This is a genomic window from Kluyvera sp. CHPC 1.251 (assembly GCF_036759945.1).
GTDB lineage: Bacteria > Pseudomonadota > Gammaproteobacteria > Enterobacterales > Enterobacteriaceae > Kluyvera > Kluyvera sichuanensis.
In genome coordinates this window covers 114,454-141,092 of sequence record NZ_JAPKIC010000003.1, presented here as the reverse complement: position 1 = coordinate 141,092, position 26,639 = coordinate 114,454, and the positions used below count along the sequence as shown (strand labels likewise).

General features: G+C 56.2%; 24 protein-coding genes. 15 read left to right on the top strand and 9 right to left on the bottom strand.

What is annotated here, in order from left to right; all coding sequences use genetic code 11:
* Nucleotides 1-90: 90 nt before the first annotated feature.
* The 7 genes from V6940_RS07465 (at nucleotide 91) to V6940_RS07435 (ending at nucleotide 6,772) form a co-directional block, all read left to right on the top strand.
* Nucleotides 91-381, top strand: a complete 291-nt coding sequence (locus V6940_RS07465) for a SymE family type I addiction module toxin (protein ID WP_333495416.1) — start codon at nucleotides 91-93, stop codon at nucleotides 379-381.
* A gap of 513 nt (nucleotides 382-894) precedes the next feature.
* On the top strand, nucleotides 895-1,365 hold the full coding sequence (locus tag V6940_RS07460) for a Csu type fimbrial protein (RefSeq protein WP_333495415.1): 471 nt from the start codon (nucleotides 895-897) through the stop codon (nucleotides 1,363-1,365).
* A gap of 14 nt (nucleotides 1,366-1,379) precedes the next feature.
* Nucleotides 1,380-2,087: a fimbrial biogenesis chaperone gene (locus tag V6940_RS07455; protein WP_333495414.1), complete on the top strand. Its 708-nt coding sequence runs from the start codon at nucleotides 1,380-1,382 to the stop codon at nucleotides 2,085-2,087.
* A gap of 70 nt (nucleotides 2,088-2,157) precedes the next feature.
* Nucleotides 2,158-4,428, top strand: a complete 2,271-nt coding sequence (locus V6940_RS07450; protein ID WP_333495413.1) for a fimbria/pilus outer membrane usher protein — start codon at nucleotides 2,158-2,160, stop codon at nucleotides 4,426-4,428.
* 12 nt (nucleotides 4,429-4,440) lie between these two features.
* Nucleotides 4,441-5,412, top strand: coding sequence for a Csu type fimbrial protein (locus V6940_RS07445; RefSeq protein WP_333495412.1), 972 nt, complete (start codon nucleotides 4,441-4,443; stop codon nucleotides 5,410-5,412).
* A 56-nt stretch (nucleotides 5,413-5,468) separates the two neighbouring features.
* The gene (locus V6940_RS07440; RefSeq protein ID WP_333495411.1) at nucleotides 5,469-6,389 is read left to right on the top strand and encodes a LysR substrate-binding domain-containing protein; all 921 of its coding nucleotides are present in this window, start codon (nucleotides 5,469-5,471) and stop codon (nucleotides 6,387-6,389) included.
* 101 nt (nucleotides 6,390-6,490) lie between these two features.
* Nucleotides 6,491-6,772: a hypothetical protein gene (locus V6940_RS07435; protein ID WP_333495410.1), complete on the top strand. Its 282-nt coding sequence runs from the start codon at nucleotides 6,491-6,493 to the stop codon at nucleotides 6,770-6,772.
* Nucleotides 6,773-6,895: 123 nt separating this feature from the next.
* Here V6940_RS07435 and V6940_RS07430 read toward each other — a convergent pair whose 3' ends face one another.
* The 7 genes from V6940_RS07430 to V6940_RS07400 all read right to left on the bottom strand — a co-directional run bounded on the left by V6940_RS07430 (nucleotide 6,896) and on the right by V6940_RS07400 (nucleotide 12,012).
* Nucleotides 6,896-7,996 carry an alkene reductase gene (locus V6940_RS07430; protein ID WP_333495409.1) on the bottom strand — a complete coding sequence of 367 codons (1,101 nt, stop codon included), beginning with the start codon at nucleotides 7,994-7,996 and terminating at the stop codon, nucleotides 6,896-6,898.
* Between the two features lie 15 nt (nucleotides 7,997-8,011).
* Nucleotides 8,012-8,224 (bottom strand): DUF1471 domain-containing protein, encoded by a 213-nt coding sequence (locus tag V6940_RS07425; protein WP_333495408.1) that lies wholly within the window; start codon nucleotides 8,222-8,224, stop codon nucleotides 8,012-8,014.
* Between the two features lie 129 nt (nucleotides 8,225-8,353).
* Nucleotides 8,354-8,875 carry a protein disulfide oxidoreductase gene (locus tag V6940_RS07420; protein ID WP_333495407.1) on the bottom strand — a complete coding sequence of 174 codons (522 nt, stop codon included), beginning with the start codon at nucleotides 8,873-8,875 and terminating at the stop codon, nucleotides 8,354-8,356.
* 99 nt (nucleotides 8,876-8,974) lie between these two features.
* Complete coding sequence (locus V6940_RS07415; RefSeq protein ID WP_333495406.1) at nucleotides 8,975-9,937, bottom strand: LacI family DNA-binding transcriptional regulator; 963 nt, start codon at nucleotides 9,935-9,937, stop codon at nucleotides 8,975-8,977.
* A 96-nt stretch (nucleotides 9,938-10,033) separates the two neighbouring features.
* Nucleotides 10,034-10,339 (bottom strand): PTS lactose/cellobiose transporter subunit IIA, encoded by a 306-nt coding sequence (locus V6940_RS07410; protein WP_185667525.1) that lies wholly within the window; start codon nucleotides 10,337-10,339, stop codon nucleotides 10,034-10,036.
* 22 nt (nucleotides 10,340-10,361) lie between these two features.
* The gene (locus V6940_RS07405; protein WP_333495405.1) at nucleotides 10,362-11,687 is read right to left on the bottom strand and encodes a PTS sugar transporter subunit IIC; all 1,326 of its coding nucleotides are present in this window, start codon (nucleotides 11,685-11,687) and stop codon (nucleotides 10,362-10,364) included.
* A 10-nt stretch (nucleotides 11,688-11,697) separates the two neighbouring features.
* Entirely contained in the window at nucleotides 11,698-12,012 is a 315-nt protein-coding gene (locus V6940_RS07400; RefSeq protein ID WP_333495404.1) for a PTS sugar transporter subunit IIB, read from the bottom strand.
* A 176-nt stretch (nucleotides 12,013-12,188) separates the two neighbouring features.
* On the opposite strand from V6940_RS07400, the gene V6940_RS07395 reads away from it, so the two are divergent.
* From V6940_RS07395 to V6940_RS07380, 4 genes are all read left to right on the top strand, one after another.
* On the top strand, nucleotides 12,189-13,448 hold the full coding sequence (locus V6940_RS07395; protein WP_333495403.1) for a PTS sugar transporter subunit IIC: 1,260 nt from the start codon (nucleotides 12,189-12,191) through the stop codon (nucleotides 13,446-13,448).
* Between the two features lie 246 nt (nucleotides 13,449-13,694).
* The gene (locus V6940_RS07390; protein ID WP_185667529.1) at nucleotides 13,695-15,029 is read left to right on the top strand and encodes a maltoporin; all 1,335 of its coding nucleotides are present in this window, start codon (nucleotides 13,695-13,697) and stop codon (nucleotides 15,027-15,029) included.
* Between the two features lie 11 nt (nucleotides 15,030-15,040).
* Nucleotides 15,041-17,233 carry a CBM35 domain-containing protein gene (locus tag V6940_RS07385; protein ID WP_333495402.1) on the top strand — a complete coding sequence of 731 codons (2,193 nt, stop codon included), beginning with the start codon at nucleotides 15,041-15,043 and terminating at the stop codon, nucleotides 17,231-17,233.
* A 67-nt stretch (nucleotides 17,234-17,300) separates the two neighbouring features.
* On the top strand, nucleotides 17,301-18,695 hold the full coding sequence (locus V6940_RS07380; protein WP_333495401.1) for a glycoside hydrolase family 1 protein: 1,395 nt from the start codon (nucleotides 17,301-17,303) through the stop codon (nucleotides 18,693-18,695).
* Nucleotides 18,696-18,767: 72 nt separating this feature from the next.
* Here V6940_RS07380 and V6940_RS07375 read toward each other — a convergent pair whose 3' ends face one another.
* The gene (locus tag V6940_RS07375) at nucleotides 18,768-19,418 is read right to left on the bottom strand and encodes a TetR/AcrR family transcriptional regulator (RefSeq protein ID WP_333495400.1); all 651 of its coding nucleotides are present in this window, start codon (nucleotides 19,416-19,418) and stop codon (nucleotides 18,768-18,770) included.
* 79 nt (nucleotides 19,419-19,497) lie between these two features.
* Here V6940_RS07375 and V6940_RS07370 point away from each other — a divergent pair, with 79 nt between their 5' ends.
* On the top strand, nucleotides 19,498-21,012 hold the full coding sequence (locus V6940_RS07370; protein ID WP_333495619.1) for an MDR family MFS transporter: 1,515 nt from the start codon (nucleotides 19,498-19,500) through the stop codon (nucleotides 21,010-21,012).
* A gap of 81 nt (nucleotides 21,013-21,093) precedes the next feature.
* Here V6940_RS07370 and V6940_RS07365 read toward each other — a convergent pair whose 3' ends face one another.
* Nucleotides 21,094-21,510, bottom strand: coding sequence for a GNAT family N-acetyltransferase (locus V6940_RS07365; RefSeq protein WP_333495399.1), 417 nt, complete (start codon nucleotides 21,508-21,510; stop codon nucleotides 21,094-21,096).
* A gap of 193 nt (nucleotides 21,511-21,703) precedes the next feature.
* Here V6940_RS07365 and V6940_RS07360 point away from each other — a divergent pair, with 193 nt between their 5' ends.
* The 3 genes from V6940_RS07360 (at nucleotide 21,704) to V6940_RS07350 (ending at nucleotide 26,638) form a co-directional block, all read left to right on the top strand.
* Nucleotides 21,704-22,273: a TetR/AcrR family transcriptional regulator gene (locus tag V6940_RS07360; RefSeq protein WP_333495398.1), complete on the top strand. Its 570-nt coding sequence runs from the start codon at nucleotides 21,704-21,706 to the stop codon at nucleotides 22,271-22,273.
* A gap of 136 nt (nucleotides 22,274-22,409) precedes the next feature.
* A complete protein-coding gene (locus V6940_RS07355; protein ID WP_333495397.1) occupies nucleotides 22,410-23,531 on the top strand; it encodes an efflux RND transporter periplasmic adaptor subunit in 1,122 nt (373 codons plus the stop codon).
* A complete protein-coding gene (locus tag V6940_RS07350) occupies nucleotides 23,531-26,638 on the top strand; it encodes an efflux RND transporter permease subunit (RefSeq protein WP_333495396.1) in 3,108 nt (1,035 codons plus the stop codon). The genes V6940_RS07355 and V6940_RS07350 overlap by 1 nt, the downstream gene beginning before the upstream one ends.
* Nucleotide 26,639: the final 1 nt, after the last annotated feature.

Below are 26,639 nucleotides of genomic sequence, written 5' to 3'. Positions count from 1 at the left end.
TAAAATAAGTAACCTGATATTTAAACGCTCTCGCCCAGTATTCTCAGTACTCGACGAGAGCTAACCTCACCAACTATCAAGGAGTTGATTATGGCTGATCCGCATTCTACCCCAGACTTACCCGCAGCAAAAACCGAGCGCACGATAATTGTGGGATATCGCCCGCAGGGTGCAAACAAAAATACACCGAGTCTCACCCTTTCCGGGAAGTGGCTGCGCGAGGCCGGGTTCGAAACCGGACAACAGGTTAGCGTAAAAGTGATGGAAGGCTGCATCGTCCTGATGGCCTATGGCGAACAGGAGCAGAAGCTGCTGGCGGAGTTGAAGGAGACGCAGTTGAAGCTGAAAGGGATTGAAGCGGCGGTGTCGGCAGTGCATTGACGAGACATGAACTTGTAAGTTCGGCTTACAGGTTCATCGCCCGATGGCGCTGCGCTTATCGGGCCTACGGGTACAGTGCAATTGTAGGCCGGGTAAGCATCGCGCCACCCGGCAAAAAAACGACACCCGAGCCCTACTATTTTTAGGGAAAGATCCTAAAACGTAGCGCCGAAATTATGCCATCCATTTAATTAATGCTACATATCACTTTATAGAAATTAAAATAACCACCAGTTTTTCCCCACACACAATAGTCATTATTTTATTTCAAATAATCACTTAGCCTATAAATATATCATATATTTTATATCTCTCGCTTATCACCCAATAAGGTGACGGACGTTCTATTTTTAATAAAAAATACTTAAGGCAAATTGGCAGAATAATGCTATCTGCTCTATTTTTATATAAGGAATTAATGCTTCATACGTCATTGTTTTACTAGGGAAAAAGAATACCTATGTAGAGGTCAATACTATGAACACGTCTTTTAAGTTCATGCTTCTCGTTCCGATGTCCATATTTTTTATGCCATCGGCCTATGCCGTACTGGATACCCCTATCACCAGTACCTTTCAGGTTCAGATTACGATAACCAAAACGTGCACCATGACCTCAGGTTCGCCGGTTTCCTTTGGCTCTGTCGTCGCGAACGTGGTTCCTGCAAAGGCCACCGCTAACCTGAGCGTAACCTGTTCTAAAGGCACGCCCTTTACTATTGGTCTGCAGCCTTCTAATGGCAACCAGTCTGGTGCAGGCAGCATGTCCGGCACCGGCACCAACACGGACAAAGTGGCTTACCAGCTCTATACCGACCTCAACGGCTCAACGGTTTGGGGAAGCAATACGACCACTGGCCCTAACATTTTAGCGGGCTCCGGGCAGGGGGCTCTTCAGGCCGTGCCCGTGTACGCCGGTGTTACCAATACTAACGTTACGCCAGATAACTATTCCGACACCGTGACGGTGACCTTTACCTATTGATTCAAGGAAGGCCTATGCTCCGACACTCGTCAGCGCTTGCCTGCCTGACCGCGCTCGCGCTTTTCAGCGGCGATATCGCCGCTAGCGGTCTGCAGGTCTCGCCTATCAGCTTAACGCTGCAACAAAACCAGCGCGCCGAGGGCCTTTGGTTGAGCAACTCAGGTGACAGCCCGGTTAACGCCCAGGTTCGCGTTTTCCACTGGAGCCAGAGTGGTTACAGCGACCAGCTTTCATCTTCGCAAGGCCTGGTCATCAGCCCGCCCATGCTGAACATCCCACCCGGTGGGAAGCAGTTGATCCGCGTGATTCGCACCGGCCCACCGACGAAGGTGGAAGATGCGTATCGACTATCGATTAACGAACTGCCGCCTTCTACAACGACTACAACGAAAAAAAACAGCCTGCAGTTTGTTATGCACTATTCCGTTCCGGTGTTCATCCAGCCGCCGGGGGCAACAGAAACGTTCGCCAGACTGCAATGGCAGGTGGCACACAGCGACGGTCGAACCTGGTTACAGGTGAATAACCAGGGCGACGGCCATGCCCAGCTCGCAGAGGTCACGTTGATTACGGCATCAGGCAGCCGAAAAAATATTACGCCTGGACTTTTGGGCTATGTACTGCCCGGTTCGACGATGCGCTGGCCTCTTCCTGCCAGCGCCGGTCAGGGAGAAAAGCTTGAAGTAACGGTCAATGGTCAAAAAACGGTACAAACGCTATAGCGGACGAAGCCGTCTATTAATTATTTTACTATTCAACGTGTTATTTATAGCGAGGAGCACCTCTGCGGAAATGAAAAGCATGGATGGGGTCATTGCCGATAGCACACCGCTGGCCGGGACGGAGCTCTATCTCGACGTCACCCTGAATCAGAATCCCATTGGCCTGGCGCGATTTGGCTACGATCACGACAAGCTTTATGCCAGCGCCGATAGCCTGCGTAAAATCGGCCTGCGGATACCCGCAAACACGCCCGATCCGGTCTGTCTGAACGACCTCCCTCAGCTGCGCGTGCAGTACGATGCAAATCAGCAAACGCTGGCGCTAATGGCACCGCTACAACAACTGGATATGGCCACCACTCAGGTGAACCCGGACGACACGCCGAATCCCGATGCCGCCTCCTCGCGCGGGCTGCTACTCAACTACGATCTCTATGCCTCTCAGGGGCAAGAAGGGCAGAGCAACGCCAGCGCCTTTAGTGAGCTTCGCGCCTTCAGTAACATGGGCGTGCTGAGCGCCACGCAGATATCACGCTACACCGGCAATAGCGATAACGTTAGCCAGAACAATGGTATGGTCCGTCTGGACACCAGCTGGCGCACCTCGTTTCCCAGACAGGCCATCGCGCTCAACCTGGGGGATATGCTTACCAGCGCCGTCAACTGGTCGCGCCCCACGCGCATCGCCGGGATACAGATAGGCACCGACTACAGCCTTCAACCCTATACCCCTACCACGCCGCTGCCCTCGTTTTTCGGCTCCGCCACGCTGCCTTCCAGCGTCGAGCTGTATATGAACGGCGTGAAGTACTACAACGGCGAAGTCCCGGCGGGTAATTTCGAACTGAATACGCTGCCCAATATCAACGGCGCAGGCGAGGCGCAGGTCACCATGACCGATGCGCTGGGTAAAACCACGGTGCAGAGCTTCTCGTTTTATAACGACCAGTCGCTGCTGCGTCAGGGGTTATCAGAATGGTCGGCGGAAGTCGGCGTGGTGCGCAATAACTACGGTTATGAATCCTTTGATTACGCCAGCACGCCCGCCTTTAGCGGCACCTGGCGACATGGCCTCAGCAACAACCTCACCGCAGGCGGGCACGCCGAGGCCACCGAGAGTCTGATTAACGCCGGGTTCAGTAGCGACTGGATCCCCGGCAGCAACAGCGGAACCATTTCCACTGCGCTGGCAGCCAGCGCCGACGCGGGTGAAAACGGTTTCCTCTACAGCATCGGCTATCGTTGGAACAACAGTCGCTTTAACTTCAACACCACGACGATTGCCACGACCGGAGACTACCACGACGTCGCCACCCGTTATGGGAGCCCACCGCCATCGCTGAATCAGAGCACCGTGGTCGGCTATAGCACCGAGTCTTTCGGTAGCTTCAGCGTTGGCTATTTACAGTACCGCTCTCCCGGCCAGCCCACCCAGCGCTACACCAACGCCAACTGGTACCAGTCGGTGTCCAACCGCGTGTACCTCACCGCCGGGCTGAATCAGAACGTTGATCGCAGCCGCGACCGCAACATATTCCTGGTGGTCAACGTCTCGTTTGATAACAACATCAATACCAGCGCCACCGTACAGCGCAGCAGCAATAACCAGATGAGCTACTCGTTAAACGCCAGTAAAACCCAGCCGTCTGATGGCGGCCTGGGCTGGAACATGGTGCTCAACCAGCAGGACGCTCAGCAAAGCGGTCAGGGCGAGCTGGGCTATCTCGGGCGCTACGGCAAAGTGTACGGCGGCTACAGCAATATGTCGGGCAATCAGTCCGGTTACGCCGGGGCCAACGGTGCGCTCGTGCTGATGGGCGGCGGCCTGTTTGCGTCGCAGACCATCAATAACGGCTTTGCGGTGGTCTCCACCGGGGGTATGCCTAACGTACCGGTGCTGCTGCAAAACAACCCGATTGGCACCAGCAACGACAGCGGCCTGCTGCTGGTCACGCCGCTCAACAGCTACCAGAAAAACGAGATCAGCATTAACCCGATGGACCTCCCGGCCAATATGCGGATCGATCCGGTTAACACCGTGGCGATCCCTGCCGATCGCTCGGGCACAATGGTCAACTTTACGGTAAAAACCGTACGTTCTGCGCTGATCGTGTTGAAAAATGCACAGGGAGAAGTGATACCGGAAGGGTCATCCGCCACGCTGAACGGCGTGCAGAGTCAGAGGGCCGTGGTCGGCTTTGACGGCATGGTCTATTTCGACACCCTGGACGCGCATAACACCCTCAACGTGGTCACCAGCGCGGGTCGCTGTACGGCACAGTTCGATTACCCAGAAAAAGCACGAGATATTCCACAAATTGGGCCATTAACGTGCCAATAAGGAGCAGCGATCATGTGGTTAAGAGTGATGATTTTACTGGTAGGGCTGTGCTTTTTCCCGCTAAAAAGCTTTGCTGTGAGTTGTACCGTTTCCCCCGTCCCCAATGTCGCCTTCACCAGCGCCGTGTCCCCATTCAACAACACAAGTGATACGGTTATCAGTGTAAACGTCAACTACACCTGCACGGGGGCTGTACTCTCACTGCTGGGCGCCACCATCTGTTTCAACTTTGGCCCATCGACAAACGGAGCCACTCTTCCCCGGCAAATGACCTCAGGCACGGCAAAAATTAACTATCAGCTCTATCAGGACAGCGGGCATACCATCGTATTAGGCAATCAGGACAGCAACGCAAGTTTTAGTCCCATGAGGGTTGCCTGGCGTATGCTTACTACCAATGATTTAACCGGCTCCTTTACCATCTATGCCCTTATACCTAAAGGGCAAAGTACGGCAGTCCCAGGAAACTATTCGGACACCTTTCTCGCCATTAACGCCTCGATTACATCAATAATTAACCCGCTCAACCTGGGCGCAGCGTGTGGCAGCACGGTCGTCGGTAACTTTGCTTTTGGCGTCACCGCCACCGTCAGTAAACAGTGCCAGATCACCGCCACCAACACGCTTTCACTGGGTTCAGTTGCCTACACCCAAACCAATATTACCAGCAACAGCAACTTCACCATGGCATGCACAAACGGTACCGCCTACACCATCGGGCTTACCCCCTCAAACGGTAACACTACCGGGAGTGGCGTTATGAAAAGCACCGCGACGACCTCAACCAACCCAGACCTGGTGCCCTATCAGTTGAAATCAACGGCAGGCGTTTCTGGTCTCACATGGGGTAACGCATCTCCCAACCTGGTCGCCGATACCGGTACAGGATCCTCCGTCAACAAAACGGTCTACGCCCTGGTTCCCAGCGCCAACTATCGCGCAGACAGCTACGCCGATACCGTCACTATCACCGTGACCTACTAAAGAAAATCTTTATCGTTCGCGTATACTGAAGCCATCATCCCCCGAGAGGAATCCGTATGCGCTCACTCAACCGCCTCAAATGGCTACACGCCTTTGAAGCCACCGCCCGTCACGGCAGCTTTACCGGCGCGGCGCAGGAACTGGGCGTGACGCCCGCCGCCGTTGGGCAATTGGTCAGGGCGCTGGAAGATTGGGTCGGGCATCCGCTGCTGCATCGCACGCGCTCCGGTAAAGAGCGGCTGACGCTGGTGAGCGAAGCGCAGGAAGCCTTGCAGGACATCACCCAGGGGCTGGATAAACTCGAGTCCGGGCTCAACAAGCTGCGCGGCCGCCGGGCGCGTTCGGTGGTGGTGGTGACCGCCTCGCAGGTGCTGATGATGAACTGGCTAATGGATCGCCTGAACCGCTTCTCTGAAGCGCATGATGCGATCGACCTGCGCCTGAACGTCACCGAAAAGTTGATGGATGTCTCCCACGGCGAAGCCGACGTCGGCATCCGCTGTGGGCAGGGAGACTGGCCGGGTGTGGATAAAACCTGGCTGATGGACGAAGAAGCGGTGCTGGTCTGTAGCCCGCGCCTGGTGCCGCCGGAGAAAACCGCCTGCGCGGACTGGCTCTCGCAGCAGAAGCTAATCCATGACGATACCCCACATCCCGGCGCTAATTTTCCTGACTGGGATGAGGTGCTCAGCACACTGAACGCGCCAGCGGCAAAAGAGAGTGGCTTGCATATCAACTCCACCTCGGCGGTGATCCTCGCCGCCTTAAGCGGGCGCGGCGTGGCGATCGTGCGCCATGCGCTGGTGAAAGCGTTGATCGGCAGCGGGCAACTCACGCAACTGCATCCGGATCACCGCTGGCCGCTGACCTGGTCTTATTACATTGTGACCCCGCAACACGCGGTGATGCGCCCGGAAGTGAAAATTTTCCATGACTGGTTGATTGCCGACATTGCTGTCGAAAACGGTGCCGCGTAGAAAAACTATCCAGCCTCGCTAGAAGAACTGATTTGTGGCAGCGGCCATGACTTCTGATAATTCAGGCAACCCAACTGCCACTATGAATACAGGAGAACATCATGGCCTGGTTGCAAATCACCCTCGATATTAGCCCCGCAAACCGCCCCGCCGCTGCGGGTGTTTATCAGCAGTACAAAGCGCCGTTCCTCAACACCATCGCCGGGGCAACCGCCAAAGAGCTGCTTATCCGCGACGAAGACGTGCAGGTACTGCACGGTTTTAACACCCGCGAGCAGGCGCAGGCTTACCTCAGCAGCGACCTGTTCACTCAGGACGTGGTCGAAGCGCTGAAACCGTATCTGAACAGTGCACCGGACGTGCGTATTTACGATGTCGCTTAAGGGATTCCCCTCACCCCGGCCCTCTCCCCAAAGGGGCGAGGGAGAAAACCAAACGTGCTAACTGCACGATCGGTCCCCTCTCCCCCCTGGGGAGAGGGTTAGGGTGAGGGGGGCCAGCGCCCATCACTCCGCCGTCGGATAATCCAGATACCCCGCCTTCCCACCACCGAAGAACTGCTCCTTCACCGGCGTATTCAGCGGTAAATCATGCTCCAGACGATACGGCAGATCCGGGTTAGCAATAAACGGACGACCAAAACCAATCAGATCCGCCCAGCCTTTTGCCAGCGCCTCTTCGGCACGGGCTTTGGTGTATTTACCGGAGTAAATCAGCGTGCCGTGGAAGATAATCCGCAGCGCTTCTTTAAACGCGGCGGGCATCACCGGTGCATCATCCCAGTCAGCTTCGGCAATATGAATATAGGCAATGCCCATCTCGCTCAGCACGCTAGCCGCTGCCAGGTAGGTCGCTTCCGGCGTATCATCACGAGAGCCCATCAGCGTGGTCAGCGGCGCGAGACGAATCCCCACGCGCTCTTTGCCAATCGCTTCAGAGACTGCGGCCACCACCTCGTTCATAAAGCGCAGACGGTTTTGCAGCGAGCCGCCGTATTCGTCGTCGCGCAGGTTGGCCTGCGAATCAATAAACTGATTAATCAGGTAGCCATTTGCCCCATGCAGTTCAATGCCGTCAAAACCGGCAGCAATGGCGTTACGCGCCGCCTGGGCATAATCGTTGACGATAGCCGGGATCTCATCGGTACGCAGTGCGCGCGGCATATCATGCTGCATCATCTCGCCGACGCCGCTTTCCGGGCCACGGCCTTCCACATCGACAAACACCTTCACGCCTTCGGCCTGAATCGCGGAAGAGGAGACCGGCTGCGCGCCGTTCGGCTGCAGGACGTTGTGGGAAACGCGGCCGACGTGCCACAGTTGGGCGAAGATTTTGCCGCCCGCCTGATGCACAGCGGTGGTCACTTTTTTCCAGCCTGCAATCTGTGCTTCAGAGTACATACCCGGCGTCCAGGCATAGCCCTGGCCTTGCTGGCTGATTTGCGTGCCTTCGCTGATGATAAGCCCAGCGCTGGCGCGCTGAGCGTAGTAGTCGGCCATCATATCGGTCGCCACATCGCCGGTTCCAGCGCGGGAGCGGGTCATCGGCGGCATCACGATACGGTTAGCCAGCGACAGGTCGTTCAGAGAATATTGATTGAATAACATGCTGTTTTCCTCCGCTTATTTATACAGTTCAGCGCTCATGGTCACGGTGTTGCCCATGCGTGCGCTGGTGATTTTGTAGTCGGAGGCGTTCATCTCTTTGGCTTTCTGCGCGATAGCCGCTTCAGCGGAGTCCAGCGTAGAGGCAGTCGCCGTGACGCTTTGCGCAGAGGCGCTAAAGGCAGCAACACAGAGAAGGGAAGCAGTAAAAATCGTAGTAAGGGTTTTCATGGTCGTATCCTGTTCGGTAAGGGACGCTACGCTCGGTAACGTGATGCGAAGAAGGATACGACCGCGGACTAATTACATAAATGGTATAAATCGCAATAGACTATTATCAATATAGCAATAGTTTAGAGGTTACAGGCCTGCCCACCACAGGCGTATTTTCATGCCCCAGTAGCTCGTCCAGCCGGTCGTCGCGCTAACCGGTTTGCCTTTGTCGATAACCACCAGCGTCGGGGTTACGCTCACCTGCCAGCGCTGGGCCAGCTCACCGCGCGCGTCGTTCACTACCGGCATGGTCAGCTGTTTTTTCTGCATCCACGTCGCCAGCCGCGCATCATCGCCGGAACGCAGGGCAATGCTCACCACGTTGCCGCCCTGCTCCTTCAGCTTCTCAACCGACGGCGAGGTAAAGCGGCAGATGCTGCACCAGGTCGCCCAGACGTAAACCAGCAGCGGGCGGGTTTCGCTCATCGCGGTGAAATCCAACTGCTGGCCATCTATTGTCTGCATGGTCGTGCCGGAGAAGGTGTCGGGCAACGTCGGGCTACGGAAGCGATCAACGCCCCACATCAGCGCCGCGGCCAACAGTAACAGCACTATCATTTCGCGTAGCCAGCGGTATACGCGGCGGCGCTGGAAAAATTTGCTCATCATGACCTCGTCATAGTACGAGGCATATCTTAGCGAGCCCGCCAGTTTAGTGCTGTAAAGAAGTGTCTTGCGAACACGCGGGCATTTGGGGCTCCGCGTAGATTAACTGATATCCGCAACCGATGAGCGAGCCACCAGACGCCCGGTAAATGCACGGCCTTCCGGTACAAACACAGAATGCCCATCAATTAACGCGCGAATACGCTGAACGCAGTGTTCCAGTAGTTGTTCAACCGGATAGGCGATACAGGTCAGAGGGGGATAAACCAGCGAGGCCAGCGGAGAGTCTTCAAGGCTCACCAGCGACACTTCCTGCGGGATAGCAATATTGAATTCACGTAATAAACGCATCGCTTCGGCGGCGTAGCAGTCACGTTTGGCGATAATCGCCGTATATTTAGTAAAGCTATTGATAAGCGTCAGCAGCGCCTGCTCAATATTGTTGTCAGCCATCACCAACAGTTGACGATTGAACGGCAGAGAGTAGTTTTGCAGCACGCTACGATAGCCGTCGAGCATCTGCTTGCTGGCAACGTCGCTTTCATTATCCATCAGCAGCGCAATATTACGATGCCCCTTGCCCAGCACATAGCGGCAGGCGCTTTCGGTGGCAAACGCATAGTTATAGCCCTGGCTGGCGCTGCCTTGCGCGGAAAACGCATCGAAGGCGATCACATTGCTGGCAACATCACCGCTGTTGCGGCTCAGGGTGACGACAGCAACGCATTGATGCTGCAGGTTTTCCACCGCTGCCTGCTGTTCAGTCGCGTCGTTTACATACTGAATGATCAGCGATTTGTTCAGCGATTTCACGGCCTGCGACAGCTGCGGCAGCAGCGCGGCGCTAAACCCGGCTTCGTTCGCGGGCAGCACCATACCGACGTAGCTCGAGGTGTTGCTCGCCAGGTTCTGCGCGGCAAAGCTTGGGCGGTAGTTAAGCTCTTCCACCGCGCGTAATACGGCCTCACGGCTCTCTTCACGAACGCCACGCGTCCCCGTCAGCACGCGCGAAACGGTGGCACGGGAAACGTTGGCTAACTTTGAAACATCATCAATAGTAGGCATGGTGTCGTCTGTATTACGGTTTTCTCCCTATACTAACATAAATACGTTCAGGTATTCGCCAACTCCCCGGCGCGAAACGGCCGGGGAGACAGAGGCTTAATGACGCGTGCGATAGAGCTCAATCAGCTCGCCTACCAGTTCTTTGGCCAGAATCGACGTCATCAGATGGTCCTGCGCGTGCACCATCACCAGCGTCATTTTGGTTTTGCCCTCACCTTCATCAGCCTCAATCAGTTGAGTCTGTACCCGATGCGCTTCGCGGGCAAAATGCTGCGCCTGCCCCATTTTTTCATCTGCATCGGCGAAATCACCGGCTTTAGCGCTGTTCAGCGCTTCGTAGCACAGGCTACGCGACTGGCCAGCATTAATAATAATGCCCATCACTTGTTCTTCTAAATCCATAACGTCCTCTCAATCAACAAAATCAGGCGGCCTCAGACTGCCCAACGCGACCTTCCGTTTCCGCATCACCGCTTTCTTGCGACAGCAGCTGTTTCTCGTAAGCCTTCAGGAACGGGTAGTACATGACGGCAGCCGTTACCATACAAATCAGGCACATAATGATAGGGCTGAACGACCAGTTCGCCGCCCAGGATGCACCGATAGGGGCTGGCGTGGTCCACGGCGTCATCGACACCACGCGGGAGACCAGGCCAAAGTCGAGGGCAAAGTAGGCCAGCGTCGCGTTCACCATCGGCACCAGAACAAACGGAATAAAGAACAGCGGGTTCATGATGATTGGCGCGCCGAACAGAATCGGCTCATTGATGTTAAACAGCCCCGGCACAACGCCCATGCGGCCAATCGTACGCAGGTGAACCGCTTTGCTACGCATCAACAAAATGGCCAGCGGCAGCGTGGAGCCCACGCCACCAATCAGCAGGTAGTGGTCCCAGAATCCTTGCACGTAAATATGTGGAATGGCGGTACCGGCGGCCATGGCAGCCTGGTTAACCGACAGGTTTGCCATCCAGAATGGGTTCATAATGCCGGTAACAATCAGCGCGCCGTGAATCCCGGCGAACCACAAAATCTGACATACCAGCACCGACAACAGAATCGCTGGCAGCGTATCGGAGGCGGCAACCAGTGGTTTCACCAGCGACATAATGGCTTCCGGGATAATCATTCCCAGCTGTGCTTCGATAAACAGGTTCAACGGATGCAGCGTCAGCGCCACCGCCAGCACGGGGATCAGAATCTCAAAGGAACGCGCCACGCCGGTCGGCACTTCTGGTGGCAGGCGAATGGTAATGTTGTGACGACGTAGGAAAGCATACAGCTCGGTGGTGTATATCGCGACCAGCAGCGCCGTGAAGATACCCTGCCCGGAGAAGTAAGCCACGGAGATCTGTCCGTCTTTCAGCGGCGCGGCAACCAGCAAAAAGCCCATCAGCGACAGCATCCCGGACGTCAGCGGGTCCAGTTCGTGATGGCGCGCAAGACTGGCAGCCACCCCAACGGAGATAAAGAGCGTCATGATGCCCATGCTGAAATTAAACGGCAGCATCAGGCTCTCACGGTGGTCCAGCGAAAATTGCAGCCAGGCGCGAGCAAAACCCCAACTGGTATCCGGTGAAAACGGCGGGAAGATAAACACCAGCATAAACGAGCCGACAATCATAAACGGCAGCGCGAGGATAAAACCGTCACGAATGGAGGTCACGTATTTTTGCTGGCCAACCGCTCCGGCCATTGGCGTGATTTTTTGTTCTATCACATTGATTAATTTAGCGTACAGAGAGCTCATCTTTTATCCCTTAGTTATTGTTATCAATTAATGACAGGGCAAAATCTAAAACCGCACCGCCTTTCTGCATGCCGTAATCCATCATGTTGATCGGCTCCACCTTGATGCCGTAGGCGTTGGCTTTTTGCTGCAAATCTTTCTGCATGTACTTCACCTGCGGCCCCAGAAGCACCACCTGATACTGGCCCACCTGCTGTTCAAATTCGGCAACACCAAAGGCTTTGATATCCACTTCCAGGCCGCGCTTTTCCGCCTCTGCCACCATTTTTTTAACCAGCAAACTGGTGGACATCCCCGCGGAACAACAAAGCATAATTTTCTTCATGGAAAACTCCTGACTGAGTAGTAACGATGAGCGGACTATAATCACGAGGAAACAAAACGGAAAGCGCTTTCCGCACATGAATCCGTTAAATGTGAGCGCGATCACCGGTTGCAGGCTTTCACTTTATTGGGATGTAGGCGATGATCCTGGCACCTCCGTTCGATATAAGGTTCGCCATGAACATTCAGTTTATGAATGTTGCTGTGACGCTGATTGAGCAGCGCGTTACGCCTTTCGCCAATCTTCTGACCCGTAGCCAGCACATCACCGCCATGCGCGACAGCTTTGCGCTGGCCATGCCGTTCGTCATTGTTGGCAGCCTGATGGTGCCGTTGATCTTCCCGCCGTTTGCTATCAGCGGCGCATGGTATCTGGCTATTCGGCCCATGCTGTTGCCTACTTTTGAGCTGACGATTGGCCTGATTGCGCTGATCATCGCCTTCGGTGCCAGCGCCAGCTTAGGTAAGCAGTACCAACTACCCGAACGGCTTTCCGGGCTGACGGGGTGCCTGGCATTTCTGGTGTTCATCGGCTTTAAGGAAAATGCGGGTAGCAACCTCTTCCTGGGTGGAATGGGGATATTTAGCGCTTTAATTTCAAGCTTTTACTCTGTTGAAGTGATCCGGCTCTTCTACCGGAAAGGCTGGTGTATTCGCTTGCCTGACGAGGTGCCGATCATGACCCGTAACGGCTTTCAGCTGCTGACGCCGCTGCTGGTGATCATGCTTTCTATTACGGCGATGAACGCTGGGCTGAAGCTCAACACCGGGATGATTTTGCCAGAGCTTATCAGTGAAGCGCTGCGGCCGCTGATCATCGCCTCCGATACGCTAACTGCACTGCTAATTTCCTTACTTATCTGTAATTTACTATGGTTTATTGGTATTCACGGCGCGCTGATCATCACCGGCATCATGAACCCGTTCTGGATGACCTATCTGTTTGAAAACCAACAGGCTCTGGTGAACGGCATCACGCCGTTGCCGCATATTTATCTGCAGGGATTCTGGGATTTCTATCTGCTGATTGGGGGTATCGGTTCCACGCTGCCGCTGGTCTTTATGGCGCTCCGCAGTCGCTCTCGCCAGCTAAAAAGCGTGGGCAAAATTGGCCTTATCCCTTCCCTCTTTAATATCAATGAACCAATACTTTTTGGTTTCCCGATAATACTTAACCCACTATTTTTAATCCCTTTTATTGGCGTACCGATGATTAACGCCTGTATTGCCTGGTACCTGACGCACCTCGGCGTACTCGACCGCGCCGTGGCAATGCTGCCGTGGTCTATGCCTGCACCGCTGGGCGCCGCATGGTCGGCAAATGGTAGTTGGAAAAATATGTTTATGTGCCTGTTCGCCTTCTTCAACGCCTGGATGATCTACCGACCTTTCTTCAAGGTCTACGAGCGGCAACTCACGGATTCTGAAATCCGCTAATCGATCGCCTTCACAGTTTATTTTTCGCCAGCGCCGTTCAGACGCTGGCTTTTTTATTCTCTCAAAACAAAAAGACGATCCATATCACGCTTTTATACGAACAATCTTCGGATCTGTGATTTGATCCGGCAATTATGGAAAGCGCTTTCCGTATGTGGATGTACATTTCCATCTTTGATCCGTAAATTTCCCATCGCATTAACAAAAGCGCTATTGCGTACAAAAAATAAAAGGGAAAAGCGAAAGATGAAACAACTTAACCGATTGATACCTCTGGCACTATTAGTCAGCGCCGCCACAAGCGGCCTGGCCTACGCAGAAAAATATGACTTCCAGCTGCACGGCTACATGCGTTCTGGGATCCTGGCGAACTCCGACGGTAACCGCGCGGACTCCGTGGGGCTGATGCCGGATGGCAAATGGCGTCTGGGCAACGAAGAAGACACCAAAATAGAGCTGATTCCAACGGTAACGCTGAAGTCCGACTCCGGTGCGGTGGCAAAAATTCAGGCCAACATCACCCATCAGAGCAAATGCACTTCAGACTGGAACTGTCAGGACGATGACGGCCACGATGTGCAGTTCCGCGAAGGATATGCCGAACTCAGCAACCTCGACTTCGCACCAGACATCACCTTCTGGGGCGGTAAGCGTTACAGCAGCTCCAACACCTCCAGCCACCAGTTTGACTGGGAGTACATTCAGTACAACGGCACCGGCGGTGGTTTCGACAATATGGATCTGGGCTTCGCCCGCTTCGACGCCGGGGTATACGCCTTCTCGCCAACGGATGAAACCAAAGCCTATCCGGTCGACAAAGGCGATCAGGGCTACCCGGACGACTACTCGCTCAACCTGTGGTTTAAAAAGATTGCCGGTACCGGGTTGGATCTGGAGCTGATCGGCCACCGGATGAACCGCAACGAAAATCACCCGACCTCCGCTGAGAAAGGCTATGGCGTGACCGGTGTCTATAACTTTGATGGGTTCTGGGGCCTGACCGGTGGCTATTCCAAAGTGGTGATGCAGTACGGACGCGGCCTGGCGGCGGGTGATTCGCTGGGTAAAAACGGCTGGGGTTGGGCTAACCTCGAAGACACGCAATCCTGGCGTATTGTGCTCGACAGCCTGGCCTCAATGGGCGACGTGGAAGTCTCAACCTTCGCCTACCTGCAGAAAGACAAAAATTACCGTTGGTGGAGCAACGACGACAGCGGCTGGGGACGCACCAGTTGGGTTGCCGGCATCCGCCCTTATCACCAGATCACCAAAAACTTCGCCATGCAGTATGAACTGGGTTACGAGTACCTTGACGATGACAACTACAAGGGCGTCAACGGCAAAGGGAAAGGTGGGCTGACCAAAGTCACCATCGCGCCAACGCTGACCTTCGATTCCGGCTTCTGGAGCCGTCCACAGCTGCGCTTCTTTGTGACCTACGCCAAGTGGGATAAAGGCGTCTCGGATGCGCTCGACGGCAACTACAACTGGAGCACCAACACCATCGATGCCGGTGGCTACAGCCGCAGCGGTAGCACCGATACCGTTAACTTTGGCGTGCAGGCGGAAGTCTGGTTCTAAGGAGAGACGCAATGAAACAGCCCGTAAAAAAATCCTTACTGATAGCCGTGCTGACCGCCTTGACCAGCGCTGGCGCGATGGCGGCAGAACCGTCGCACTTTGACCACTTCATCACTCGCCAGGGCGCGCAGTTGATGGACGGCAAACAGGAATTCCGCTTCGCGGGGATCCACGCGCCGGAATTGCACCGGATCGAAAACGACGCCCGTGGTGTCTGTAAAGCCGACCCGCGCGGCTGGGGTCAGTACTTTAAGTGGCCAACGCCGGAAGAGCAGGAAAACTGGATTAAAGCCATCGTGCAGGCGGGGGCAAAAGCCCAGCGCGTCTACGTGCTCTCGGTCCAGCAGGAGAACGATGAAGCCTGCGAGCGCGAAACGCATATTCTGGCACCGGCCACCGCGGACGGTATGCCACGTCTGAATGAAAAAGCGATGGTGGTGTACGACAACATGATTGCCGAAGCCGATAAACAAGGCCTGCGCTTGATTCTGCCATTTATCGATCACTGGTGGTGGTGGGGTGGACGCGAGCAGCTGGCGGCCTTCTACCATGAAAAACCGGAAGATTTTTACCGGACCGACAGTAAAACCTATCAGGCGTATCTCGATGTGATTCGCCAGGTGATCACCCGGACCAACACCATAACCGGGCGCGCTTACGCGGACGAAAAGGCGATTATGGCCTGGGAGACCGGTAACGAGCTGGAAGATACCAACGCCGAATTCCTGAAACAGACGGCGGCCTGGATTAAAAAACTCGCGCCGCATCAGCTGGTTGTTGATGGGACCTATAAGAAAATCAACACCTTCTCCGTGAACGATCCGAACGTTGATATCGTCAGTAATCACTACTACACCAACGCAGGAAACAACCATCCGGATCAGGTGAAGAAGGATCTGGAAGCCATCGGCGGGAAGAAAGTGTACCTGGTGGGCGAATTTGGCCTGCTCGATAGCAACGACCTGAACAGCATCATGCAGTCGATTGTCCATACCGAGGTTAACGGCGCGAAGGCTGCGGGCGGGTTTATCTGGGGCTTTCGTGGTCATCGCCACGACGGCGGTTTCTACTGGCATAAAGAGTATACCGGCCACTATAGCTACCATCTTCCGGGCTTCCCGGAAGGCGATGCTAACCAGGAAACCAAGGTCGTCGACCTGGTGCGCACCGCCGCCGCACAAATGGCAGGCCAGGAAAAAATGGCACCGCTGCCCAAACCCGAAGCACCAAAACTACGCGAGACCAATTCTCCCTTCGCCATTAACTGGATGGGTGCCGCCGTTGGTCGAAGTTACGATGTAGAACGCGCGGAGTCGAAAGAGGGTCCATGGCAGGTCGTGGGTAAAAATATCTCCGACGGTGTGCAGGAGTGGGATCCACAATCCATGGCTCTCTTCCGCGATGATTATGCGTCGCTCACGCTGGGCAAAACCTATTATTACCGGGTGATCGCGAAAAATGAATCCGGGCAGTCTGCGCCGTCCAACATTATCAGCGTCACCCATAGCCAGAAAAATCAGGCCCCGGTCATCACGCTTGAGGAGACAGCGAGCGCGGCGCAAAACAGCGGCCTGAGCCTCAACGCGACATGGCAGGACGACAATCTGCCGTCACGTCAGGTGAGCGAAAAGTGGACCAGCACCGGCAACAAGCAGGCCCATTTCTGTGATGCCGACAAGGCTTCCACTCGCGCCTGGTTCCCCACGACGGGAACCTATCAGCTGACATTTACCGCCAACGACGGCCTGCTGAAAAGCAGCAAAACGATGACGGTAAACGTAACCAAAGCGACGGGTAAAGCGCCCGACGATTTCTGCCGCTTTGAAAGTCCGCTAATGGACCTGAAGCAAAGCCGGAAAACGGTGATCAAGAGCGCGGAAAACGAACTGGCAACCGGCGAAGATGGCTTCCTCGGGCCGTTTGCCAATGATGGCGATAAAGTGAGCTGGCAGGTTGCCGCTCCGTGGGACGGCAACTATCTGCTGCATCTCGATTTTAACGCCAAATGGGGCGGAAAGAAGAACTCGGTGCAGGTGAATAGCGATAAGCCGATTCAAATTGAGTTTCCGCAAACCGATGAGCAGGGCCAACGGATGACCATTCCAGTGCATCTCAAGCAGGGTGAAAACACCATCAGCCTGGGGAAATACGCGGGGGACTGGGGCTATATCTTTATCAAATCCATTCAGGTGAATGCTGAGTAGTAAGCAGAGTCGTAATTTGCTGCGCCGCTAACGGCGCAGATTTTTTGTCTATTTTTCAGGAGATTAAATGACCACTTACGCGTTTCCGAACCACTTCTTCTGGGGCGCTGCTGCCTCTGGCCCACAAACCGAAGGCGCCGAGGGTAAGCCCCATCGCTCCATCTGGGACAGCTGGCATGCCGCGCAGCCGGAACGCTTTTTCCAGGGAATAGGACCTGAGACGGTCTGTAACACGCTGCATCGCTACAAAGAAGATGTGGCGCTGATGAAGCACATCGGCTTCAACTCATTCCGCACCTCGATTCAGTGGTCACGACTGATCGACGATCTGGAGACCGGCGAACCGAACGCCGACGCCGTCCGTTTCTACAACGACTATTTCGACGAAATGATCGCCAACGGCATCGAACCGATGGTCAACCTCTACCATTTTGATATGCCGGAAGCACTGCAAAATCGCTACGGCGGCTTCGAGTCAAAGCACGTCACCGACCTGTTCGCCCGCTTTGCCGCCACCGCATTCCGCCTGTTTGGCCATAAAATCAAATACTGGATTACCTTCAACGAACCGATTGTGCCGGTAGAAGGCGGCTACCTGTACGACTTCCACTACCCGTGTAAAAAAGACGGCAAACTGGCCGCGCAGGTGGCGTTTAATATCATGCTGGCCCACGCCAAAGCGGTCGAGTGCTACCGCCAACAGCAGCTGCTGGGCGAGATTGGCGTGGTGCTAAACCTGACGCCGTCCTATACCCGCAACGACTCGCCGGAAGATAAAAAAGCGGCGTGGTATGCCGACCTGTTATTTAACCGCAGCTTCCTCGACCCGCTGGTGAAGCACCAGTTCCCGAAAGAGCTGTGCGAGCTGCTGGCGCTGCATAACTGCCTGCCGGAAACCACCAAGCAGGAAGTGTCGCTGATAACCGACTCGCGGATCGATTTCCTCGGCGTGAACTACTACGTGCCGCGCCGCGTGCAGGCTCGTGAGACCCCATACACCCTCGACTACTTCTCACCGGAGTACTACTTCGAAAACTACGTCGACCCGAACGGTCGCTTTAACCCATACCGCGATAACAACGAAATTCATCCGCAGGCTATCTACGATATTGCCGCCAATATTCGTGACAATTACGGCAATATTAAGTGGTATCTCGCCGAAATTGGCATCGCCATGGATCTGCAATCCGAAGGCCCGATACAGGCAGATGGGGTGATTGAAGATGGTTTCCGCATTGGCCTGATGGAAGAACATCTGGTGCAGCTACACCGCGCCATCGCCGACGGCGCGAACTGCTTCGGCGTGCACCAGTGGACGTTTATCGACAACTGGTCATGGCTCAACTCGTTTAAGCGCCGCTACGGATTTTATCGTCTCGATCTTGAGACCGGTGAGCGGCAGATTAAGCGCAACGGGCTGTGGTTTAAGGCGTTAGCGGAGAGTAATCAGTTTAGCCGGTAGGTCGGATAAGGCGCTTACGCCGCCATCCGGCAATGTGCCGTATCGTGCCCGATGGCGCTACGCTTATCGGGCCTACACTGGGCCAATCCCCTGCTGGATCACCGCCAGTACGTTATGGGTGATGATCTCCGGCGTCAGCATCGCCAGCCGCTCGTCGTTACGCATCCGGGAAAACGGCACCAGCACCAGGCTTAACAGCGTGGTAAACAGCAGCTCGGCGCTCAGGTACGGGTTGATTTTCCCCTCGGCCTGCCAGCGTTTCACCATCGCCAGGGTGGCGTGATATTTGTCGTCGCCAAAGCGGGTGTGCAGATGCTGGCGTAGCACCGGCATTTCGCCAATCACCTCCTGCATCCACAGCGGGGCAAACCATTCGTGCTCGGCGGCAATCGTCGACAGGGTTTTCACCATCGCGGTCAGCGCTTTTACCGGTTCATCGGGATAGTCGCCAAACACGCCGCTTATCTGCGCGCGCAGCGGCAGAAAACGCTCTTCAATCATCACGTCGAGCAGCTGCTCCCGTGAATTGAAATAGTAATGCAACATCGCCGGCGTCACCCCGGCTTCACGGGCGATGGCGTTCAGCGACGTGCGCGCAATCCCCTGTTGGGAAAAGAGCCGCAGCGCGATGTCGATCAGCTGTTCACGCTTGGCCGCATCGGGCTTGCTGCCGCGCGGGCGACCAGGCTTACGCGGTTTGAGATTGTCTTTTTGTGCTGGCATAGAAACGGGATCTCTTGACCTATGAATGATCTTCAATAAATATTAATTATGCATTTAATTAATTTCAAGTGAGAACATGATGGCATCTGAAACGACGACGAACGCCCAGCCGCCCCAACAGGCGGGCGTCACTTCAGTCCGTCTGCTGTTCAGCGCGCTCCTGCTGGTGATGCTGCTCTCCGCGCTCGACCAGACGATAGTCTCCACCGCGCTGCCGACCATTGTCGGCGAGCTGGGCGGCCTCGACAAGCTTTCCTGGGTGGTGACGGCCTATATCCTCACCTCCACCATTGTGGTGCCGCTGTACGGTAAGTTCGGCGATCTGTTTGGCCGCAAGCGGGTGCTGCAAATCTCGATTCTGCTGTTTCTCGCCGGGTCGGCACTGTGCGGGCTGGCACAGAACATGACGCAGCTGGTGCTGATGCGCGCCCTCCAGGGGCTCGGCGGCGGCGGTTTGATGGTCATCAGCATGGCGGCAGTAGCCGACGTGATCCCGCCTGCCGAACGCGGGCGCTATCAGGGGCTGTTCGGCGGCGTGTTTGGCCTGGCGACGGTTATCGGCCCGCTGATCGGCGGCTTTATCGTGCAGCACGCCTCCTGGCGCTGGATCTTCTACATCAACCTGCCGTTGGGGCTGTTCGCACTGTTTGTAATCGGTGCGGTATTCCACTCCAGCAACACACGCCGCCAGCATCAGATTGACTGGCTGGGGGCGATTTACCTGACCATGGCGCTGGTGTGCATCATCCTGTTCACCACCGAAGGCGGTACGGTGCGCGAGTGGAGCGACCCGCAGCTGTGGTGCATTCTGGCTTTTGGCCTGATTGGTATCGCCGGGTTTATCTATGAAGAGCGACTGGCGTTTGAGCCGATTATTCCGCTCTCGCTGTTCCGAAACCGCAGCTTCCTGTTGTGCAGCCTGATTGGTTTTATCATCGGCATGTCGCTGTTTGGCTCGGTGACCTTCCTGCCGCTGTATCTACAGGTAGTGAAAAACGCCACGCCGACGGAGGCCGGGCTGCAGCTGATCCCGCTGATGGGCGGGCTGCTGCTAACCTCGATTATCAGCGGGCGCGCCATTAGCCGCACCGGGAAATACCGCATCTACCCCATCATCGGGACGCTGATGGGCTTTGTTGGGATGTTGCTGCTGACGCGCATTACCATTACCTCGCCAACCTGGCAGCTGTATCTGTTTACCGGCGTGCTGGGGATGGGGCTTGGGATGGTGATGCAGGTGTTGGTGCTGGCAGTGCAAAACACCGTGGCGGCGAACCTTTATGGCGTGGCGACCTCTGGGGTGACGCTGTTCCGCTCCATTGGCGGTTCCATCGGCGTGACGCTGTTTGGCGCGGTGTTTACTTCGGTGCTGCAATCACGGCTGACCAATCTGTTACCGGAAGGGGCGGCTATTCCAAAAGGGATGAACCCGGTGGCGATTCACCAGCTTCCTGAGGCCATTCGCAGCGATTATCTCAGCGCCTTTGGTTCGGCGATTCACGCGGCGTTTATTATGGCGGCCTGCATTATGGTGGTGGCGTTTCTGCTGTCGTGGTGGTTGAAAGAGGCGCCGCTGAAAACCCGGCACGCGTAAAACAGCGCCGGATGGCGGCTCCGCCTTATCCGGCCTACAGATTGGCGTAGGCCGGATAAGCGCAGCGCCATCCGGCAACCTTCACAAGACCTTAGTCAGATAGTGCCGCGCCATCCCCGCCAGCGGGAAATCCTCCAGCGTTTTCACCAGCGTATACCCCTGCTTCTGATAAAACGGCAGCGCCTGAAAACTGATGGTATCCACCAGCGCATGGCGGCAGCCTTTCTCCCGCGCCAGCGCCTCCGCGCGCTTGATAAGTTCGCTGCCGACCCCGTCGCCGCGTACCGTTTCACACACCCACAGATAATCGATACTGAGCCAGTCGCCTTTGCGTTGACCAATCAGGCCGCCGCGCATCACGTCCTGTTCGTCGCGCAGGTAAACGCAGACATCGCACCAGTCCGCGGTATCCACAAACTGGCGGTTATAGGCCCGAAGCCCTGTCAGCAATTCGTCTTTATCTTCCTGCGTAATAATTTCTTTAATAACAAAAGGCATATTTTCTCCATTATTTTTATTGGCCGTCCTCAGTAATTTCACAAAAAATTCTTTCTTTCTCCATTATTTTCTGCACAAAGGAAAAAATAAAAAATCAGTATCAGAAAATGCTTTTCATCACGCTTTCCCTACGTATAATGAACACGAAATGAGAACGATCGTTCTCATCGTTTCAAAACGGTGGAGACTCGCAATGAGCAGCAAACTGGAGGCCCGGCAAAAAGCCCGGCAGGACGACATCATTACCGCCGCGCGGCGCTGTTTCCGCCAGAGCGGTTTTCATGCCGCCAGCATGTCGCAGATTGCCGCCGAGGCGAAGCTCAGCGTCGGGCAAATCTACCGTTATTTCAGCAACAAAGACGCCATTATCGAAGAGATGATCCGCCGGATTATCGACCATCGCATCGCTGAGATGGAGGGCAAAACCCAAACCCATCTGATGCCGCACATGCTGGCGTGGCGCGAAACGCTGAGCGAAGACGACGATGCGCTGATGCTGGAGATGTCCGCCGAAGCCACCCGCAATCCACAGGTCGCCGCCTGGCTGAAAGCTGCCGATGAACGCATGTTTAACAACGCCTGCGATCACCTGCGTCAAACGTATCCTGAGCTGAGTGAAACGCGCATTCGCTGCTGCGTAGAAGTGATGGCCGTGATGGTTGAAGGCACCATTTATCGTCGTCAGGTTCCCCAACAGGTGGCCTCTGACGAGATGGAAAAAATCTATCAGGAAATTATTAATATGCTCGTATCCGCAAAATAATTAATTCCATTTAGATACCAGGGGATATTTTTATCCCCCTTTTGTCGTTTCCAGCCCACCGGAGACGCAGGCTTTTTCGCACCCAAAATCCTCACCCCTATTCGGCGAGGAGGGTGTCGTTCACCCTGAGAAAAATATGAAATACATAACAACCACCATCGCTGCATTATTTCTCCTGAGCGGATGCGATAATGCCCCCACAGCCTCACCGGAGCGTCCCGCTCAGGAAGTCGGTATCGTCACATTAAAAAGCCAACCCGTTTCCGTGGTCAGCGACCTGACCGGGCGCACCACCGCCGCGCTAAGCGCCGAGGTGCGTCCGCAGGTCTCCGGCATCGTTCAGAAACGGCTTTTTAATGAAGGCGATAACGTCAAAGCAGGCCAACCGCTGTACCAGATTGACCCGGCCAGTTTCCGCGCCACCTATAACGAAGCTGCCGCCGCGCTGAAGCAGGCGCAGGCGCTGGTCGTCGCCGACTGTCAGAAAGCGCAGCGTTACGCGCAGTTAGTGAAAGATAACGGCGTATCGCGTCAGGATGCCGACGACGCACAGTCCACCTGTGCGCAGGACAAAGCCAGCGTCGAGTCGAAAAAAGCGGCACTTGAGAGCGCGCGCATTAACCTCGACTGGACCACCGTCACCGCGCCGATTGCCGGGCGCATCGGCATATCTTCCGTCACGCCGGGGGCGCTGGTCACCGCCGAGCAGACTACCGCGCTGGCCACCATTCGCGGCCTCGACACCATCTACGTTGACCTCACCCGCTCCAGCGTCGACCTGCTGCGCCTGCGTAAGCAATCGCTGGCGACCAACAGCGATACCCTCAGCGTGACGCTCACCCTGGAAGATGGCAGCACCTACAGTGAAAAAGGCCGCCTGGCGCTCACTGAAGTCGCTGTGGATGAGTCCACCGGCTCGGTCACGCTTCGCGCCGTGTTCCCTAACCCGCAGCACCAACTGCTACCAGGCATGTTCGTGCGCGCCCGCATTGACGAAGGGGTGATGAGCGATGCGATTCTTGCCCCTCAGCAGGGCATCACCCGCGACGTGAAGGGCAACGCCACCGCGTTAGTGGTGGATGCCAATAACAAGGTTGAGCAGCGCACGCTGGAAACCGACGGCACCTACGGCGACAAATGGCTGGTACAACGCGGCCTGAAAAACGGCGACCAGCTGATTGTGGAAGGCACCGATAAAGTGACGGTTGGGCAGACGGTGAAACCCGTCGCCGTGCAGCGTAACGGAGGCAAAGCCTGATGTTCTCTCGCTTCTTCGTGCGTCGCCCGGTCTTTGCCTGGGTTATCGCTATTCTGATCATGCTCGCCGGGATGCTGGCAATCCAGACGCTGCCGGTGGCGCAGTACCCGGACGTGGCGCCGCCGACCATCCAGATTTCCGCCTCCTACACCGGGGCCTCCGCCGACACGCTGGAAAATAGCGTCACCCAGGTGATTGAGCAGCAGCTTACCGGCCTCGATAACCTGCTCTACTTCTCCTCCACCAGCAGCTCCGACGGCACGGTGAGTATCAACGTTACCTTCGAGCAGGGTACCGACCCGGATACCGCACAGGTTCAGGTGCAGAACAAAGTGCAGCAGGCGGAATCCCGACTGCCGAGCGAGGTTCAGCAGGCGGGCGTGACGGTGGTGAAATCCCAGAGCAGCTTCCTGCTGATCATGGCGGTTTACGACACCACCGACAAAGCCACCAGCTCGGACATCGCCGACTGGCTGGTCAGCAATATGCAGGATCCGATGGCGCGTATTGAAGGCGTCGGCAGCCTGCAGGTATTCGGCGCGGAATACGCCATGCGCATCTGGATGGACCCGGCAAAACTGGCCTCCTATTCGCTGATGCCGTCAGACGTGGAAACGGCGATTGAAGCGCAGAACGTGCAGGTCTCTGCCGGTAAAATCGGCGCGCTGCCGTCACCCACCACCCAGCAGCTTACCGCCACCGTGCGCGCGCAGTCGCGTCTGCAAACGGTCGAGCAGTTCAAAGATATTATTGTTAAAAGCCAATCCAACGGTTCGGTGGTACGTATTGGCGACGTGGCGCGCGTAGAAATGGGCAGCGAAGACTACACCGCTACCGCCAAGCTGAACGGCCACCCAGCCGCCGGGGTGGCCGTGATGCTGGCACCGGGCGCCAACGCGCTCGATACCGCCACCCGCGTGAAGGACAAAATTGCCGAGTTCCAGCGCAATATGCCGCAGGGCTACGACGTTGCCTTCCCGAAAGACAGCACCGAATTCATCAAGATCTCCGTCGAAGACGTGGTGAAAACGCTGTTTGAGGCCATCGCTCTGGTGGTCTGCGTGATGTACCTGTTCCTGCAAAACATCCGCGCGACGCTTATCCCGGCGCTAGCGGTGCCGGTGGTGCTGCTGGGTACCTTCGGTGTGCTGGCACTGTTTGGCTACTCCATCAACACCCTGACGCTGTTTGCGATGGTGCTGGCGATAGGCTTGCTGGTCGATGATGCCATCGTGGTGGTGGAAAACGTCGAGCGTATTATGCGCGACGAAGGGCTGCCCGCCCGGGAAGCCACCGAAAAATCGATGGGCGAAATCTCCGGCGCGCTGATTGCCATCGCGCTGGTGCTGTCGGCGGTGTTCCTGCCGATGGCCTTCTTCGGCGGCTCCACCGGGGTTATCTACCGTCAGTTCTCGGTCACCATTATCTCCGCCATGATGCTGTCGGTGGTGGTGGCCCTGACCCTGACGCCGGCGCTGTGTGGTTCCATCCTTCGCCACACGCCGCCGCATAAAAAGGGTTTCTTCGGCAAATTTAACCACTTCTACAGCGCCACCGAACACGGCTATAAACATCGCGTCATGAACGTCCTGCGTCGCTCTGGCACGGTGATGGTGGTTTATCTCGCCATCTGCGGCGGCATGGCGCTGGCGATGTGGAAACTGCCGGGCAGCTTCCTACCGGTAGAAGATCAGGGCGATGTGATGGTGCAGTACACCCTGCCCGCAGGCGCCACGGCTTCCCGCACCGCCGAGGTGCGCCAGCAGGTGATCGACTGGTTCCTGACCAAAGAGAAAGCCAACACCAACGTCATTTTCACCGTCGATGGTTTCAGCTTTAGCGGCAGCGGGCAGAACGCCGGTATGGCCTTCGTAGCGCTGAAAAACTGGTCGCTGCGTCCGGGTGAAGAAAATAGCGCGCAGGCCATTGCGCTGCGCGCCACCAAAGAGCTCAGCAGCATTCGCGACGCCACGCTATTCGCCATGACCCCGCCCGCCGTTGACGGCCTGGGGCAGAGCAACGGCTTCACCTTTGAACTGATGGCCAACGGCGCGACCGACCGCGATACGCTGCTGAAAATGCGCAATCAGCTGATTCAGGCCGCCAACCAGGACCCATCGCTGCACGCCGTACGCGCCAACGATTTGCCGCAGATGCCTCAGCTTCAGGTGGATATCGACAACAACAAAGCCGTCTCGCTGGGCCTGTCGCTCAGCGACGTAACCTCGACGCTTTCCAGCGCCTGGGGTGGCACCTACGTAAACGACTTTATCGACCGTGGGCGTGTGAAAAAAGTCTACATTCAGGGCGATAGCGACGCGCGCGGCGTGCCGTCCGACCTCGGAAAATGGTTCGTGCGCGGCAGTGATGACAGCATGGCCCCGTTCTCCGCGTTCGCCACCACCCGCTGGGAGTACGGCCCGGAAAGCCTGGTGCGCTACAACGGCTCCGCGGCCTATGAAATTCAGGGCGAGAACGCCGATGGCTTTAGCTCCGGCGTTGCCATGGCGAAGATGGAAGCGCTGGCCAACAGTCTGCCTGCCGGCACCACCTGGGCGTGGAGTGGCCTGTCGCTACAGGAAAAACTGGCGAGCGGTCAGGCGATGAGCCTTTACGCCATCTCGATTCTGGTGGTGTTCCTCTGTCTGGCGGCACTCTATGAGAGCTGGTCGGTGCCGTTCTCGGTCATCATGGTTATCCCGTTGGGCCTGCTCGGCGCGGCGCTGGCCGCGTGGATGCGCGGGCTCAGCAACGACGTTTATTTCCAGGTGGCGCTGCTGACCACCATCGGGCTGTCGTCGAAAAACGCCATTCTGATCGTCGAATTCGCAGAAGCCTCTGTGGCCCAGGGCTACTCGCTGACCCGCGCGGCCATGCGAGCAGCACAAACCCGTCTGCGCCCAATCATCATGACGTCTCTGGCATTTATCGCCGGGGTGATGCCGCTGGCGGTCGCCACCGGGGCGGGCGCTAACAGCCGCGTCGCCATCGGTACCGGGATTATCGGCGGTACGCTGACGGCCACCCTGCTGGCGATTTTCTTTGTTCCTCTGTTCTTTGTGCTGGTGAAACGTCTGTTCTCCGGCAAACGCGGTCGTCAGGAGTAAG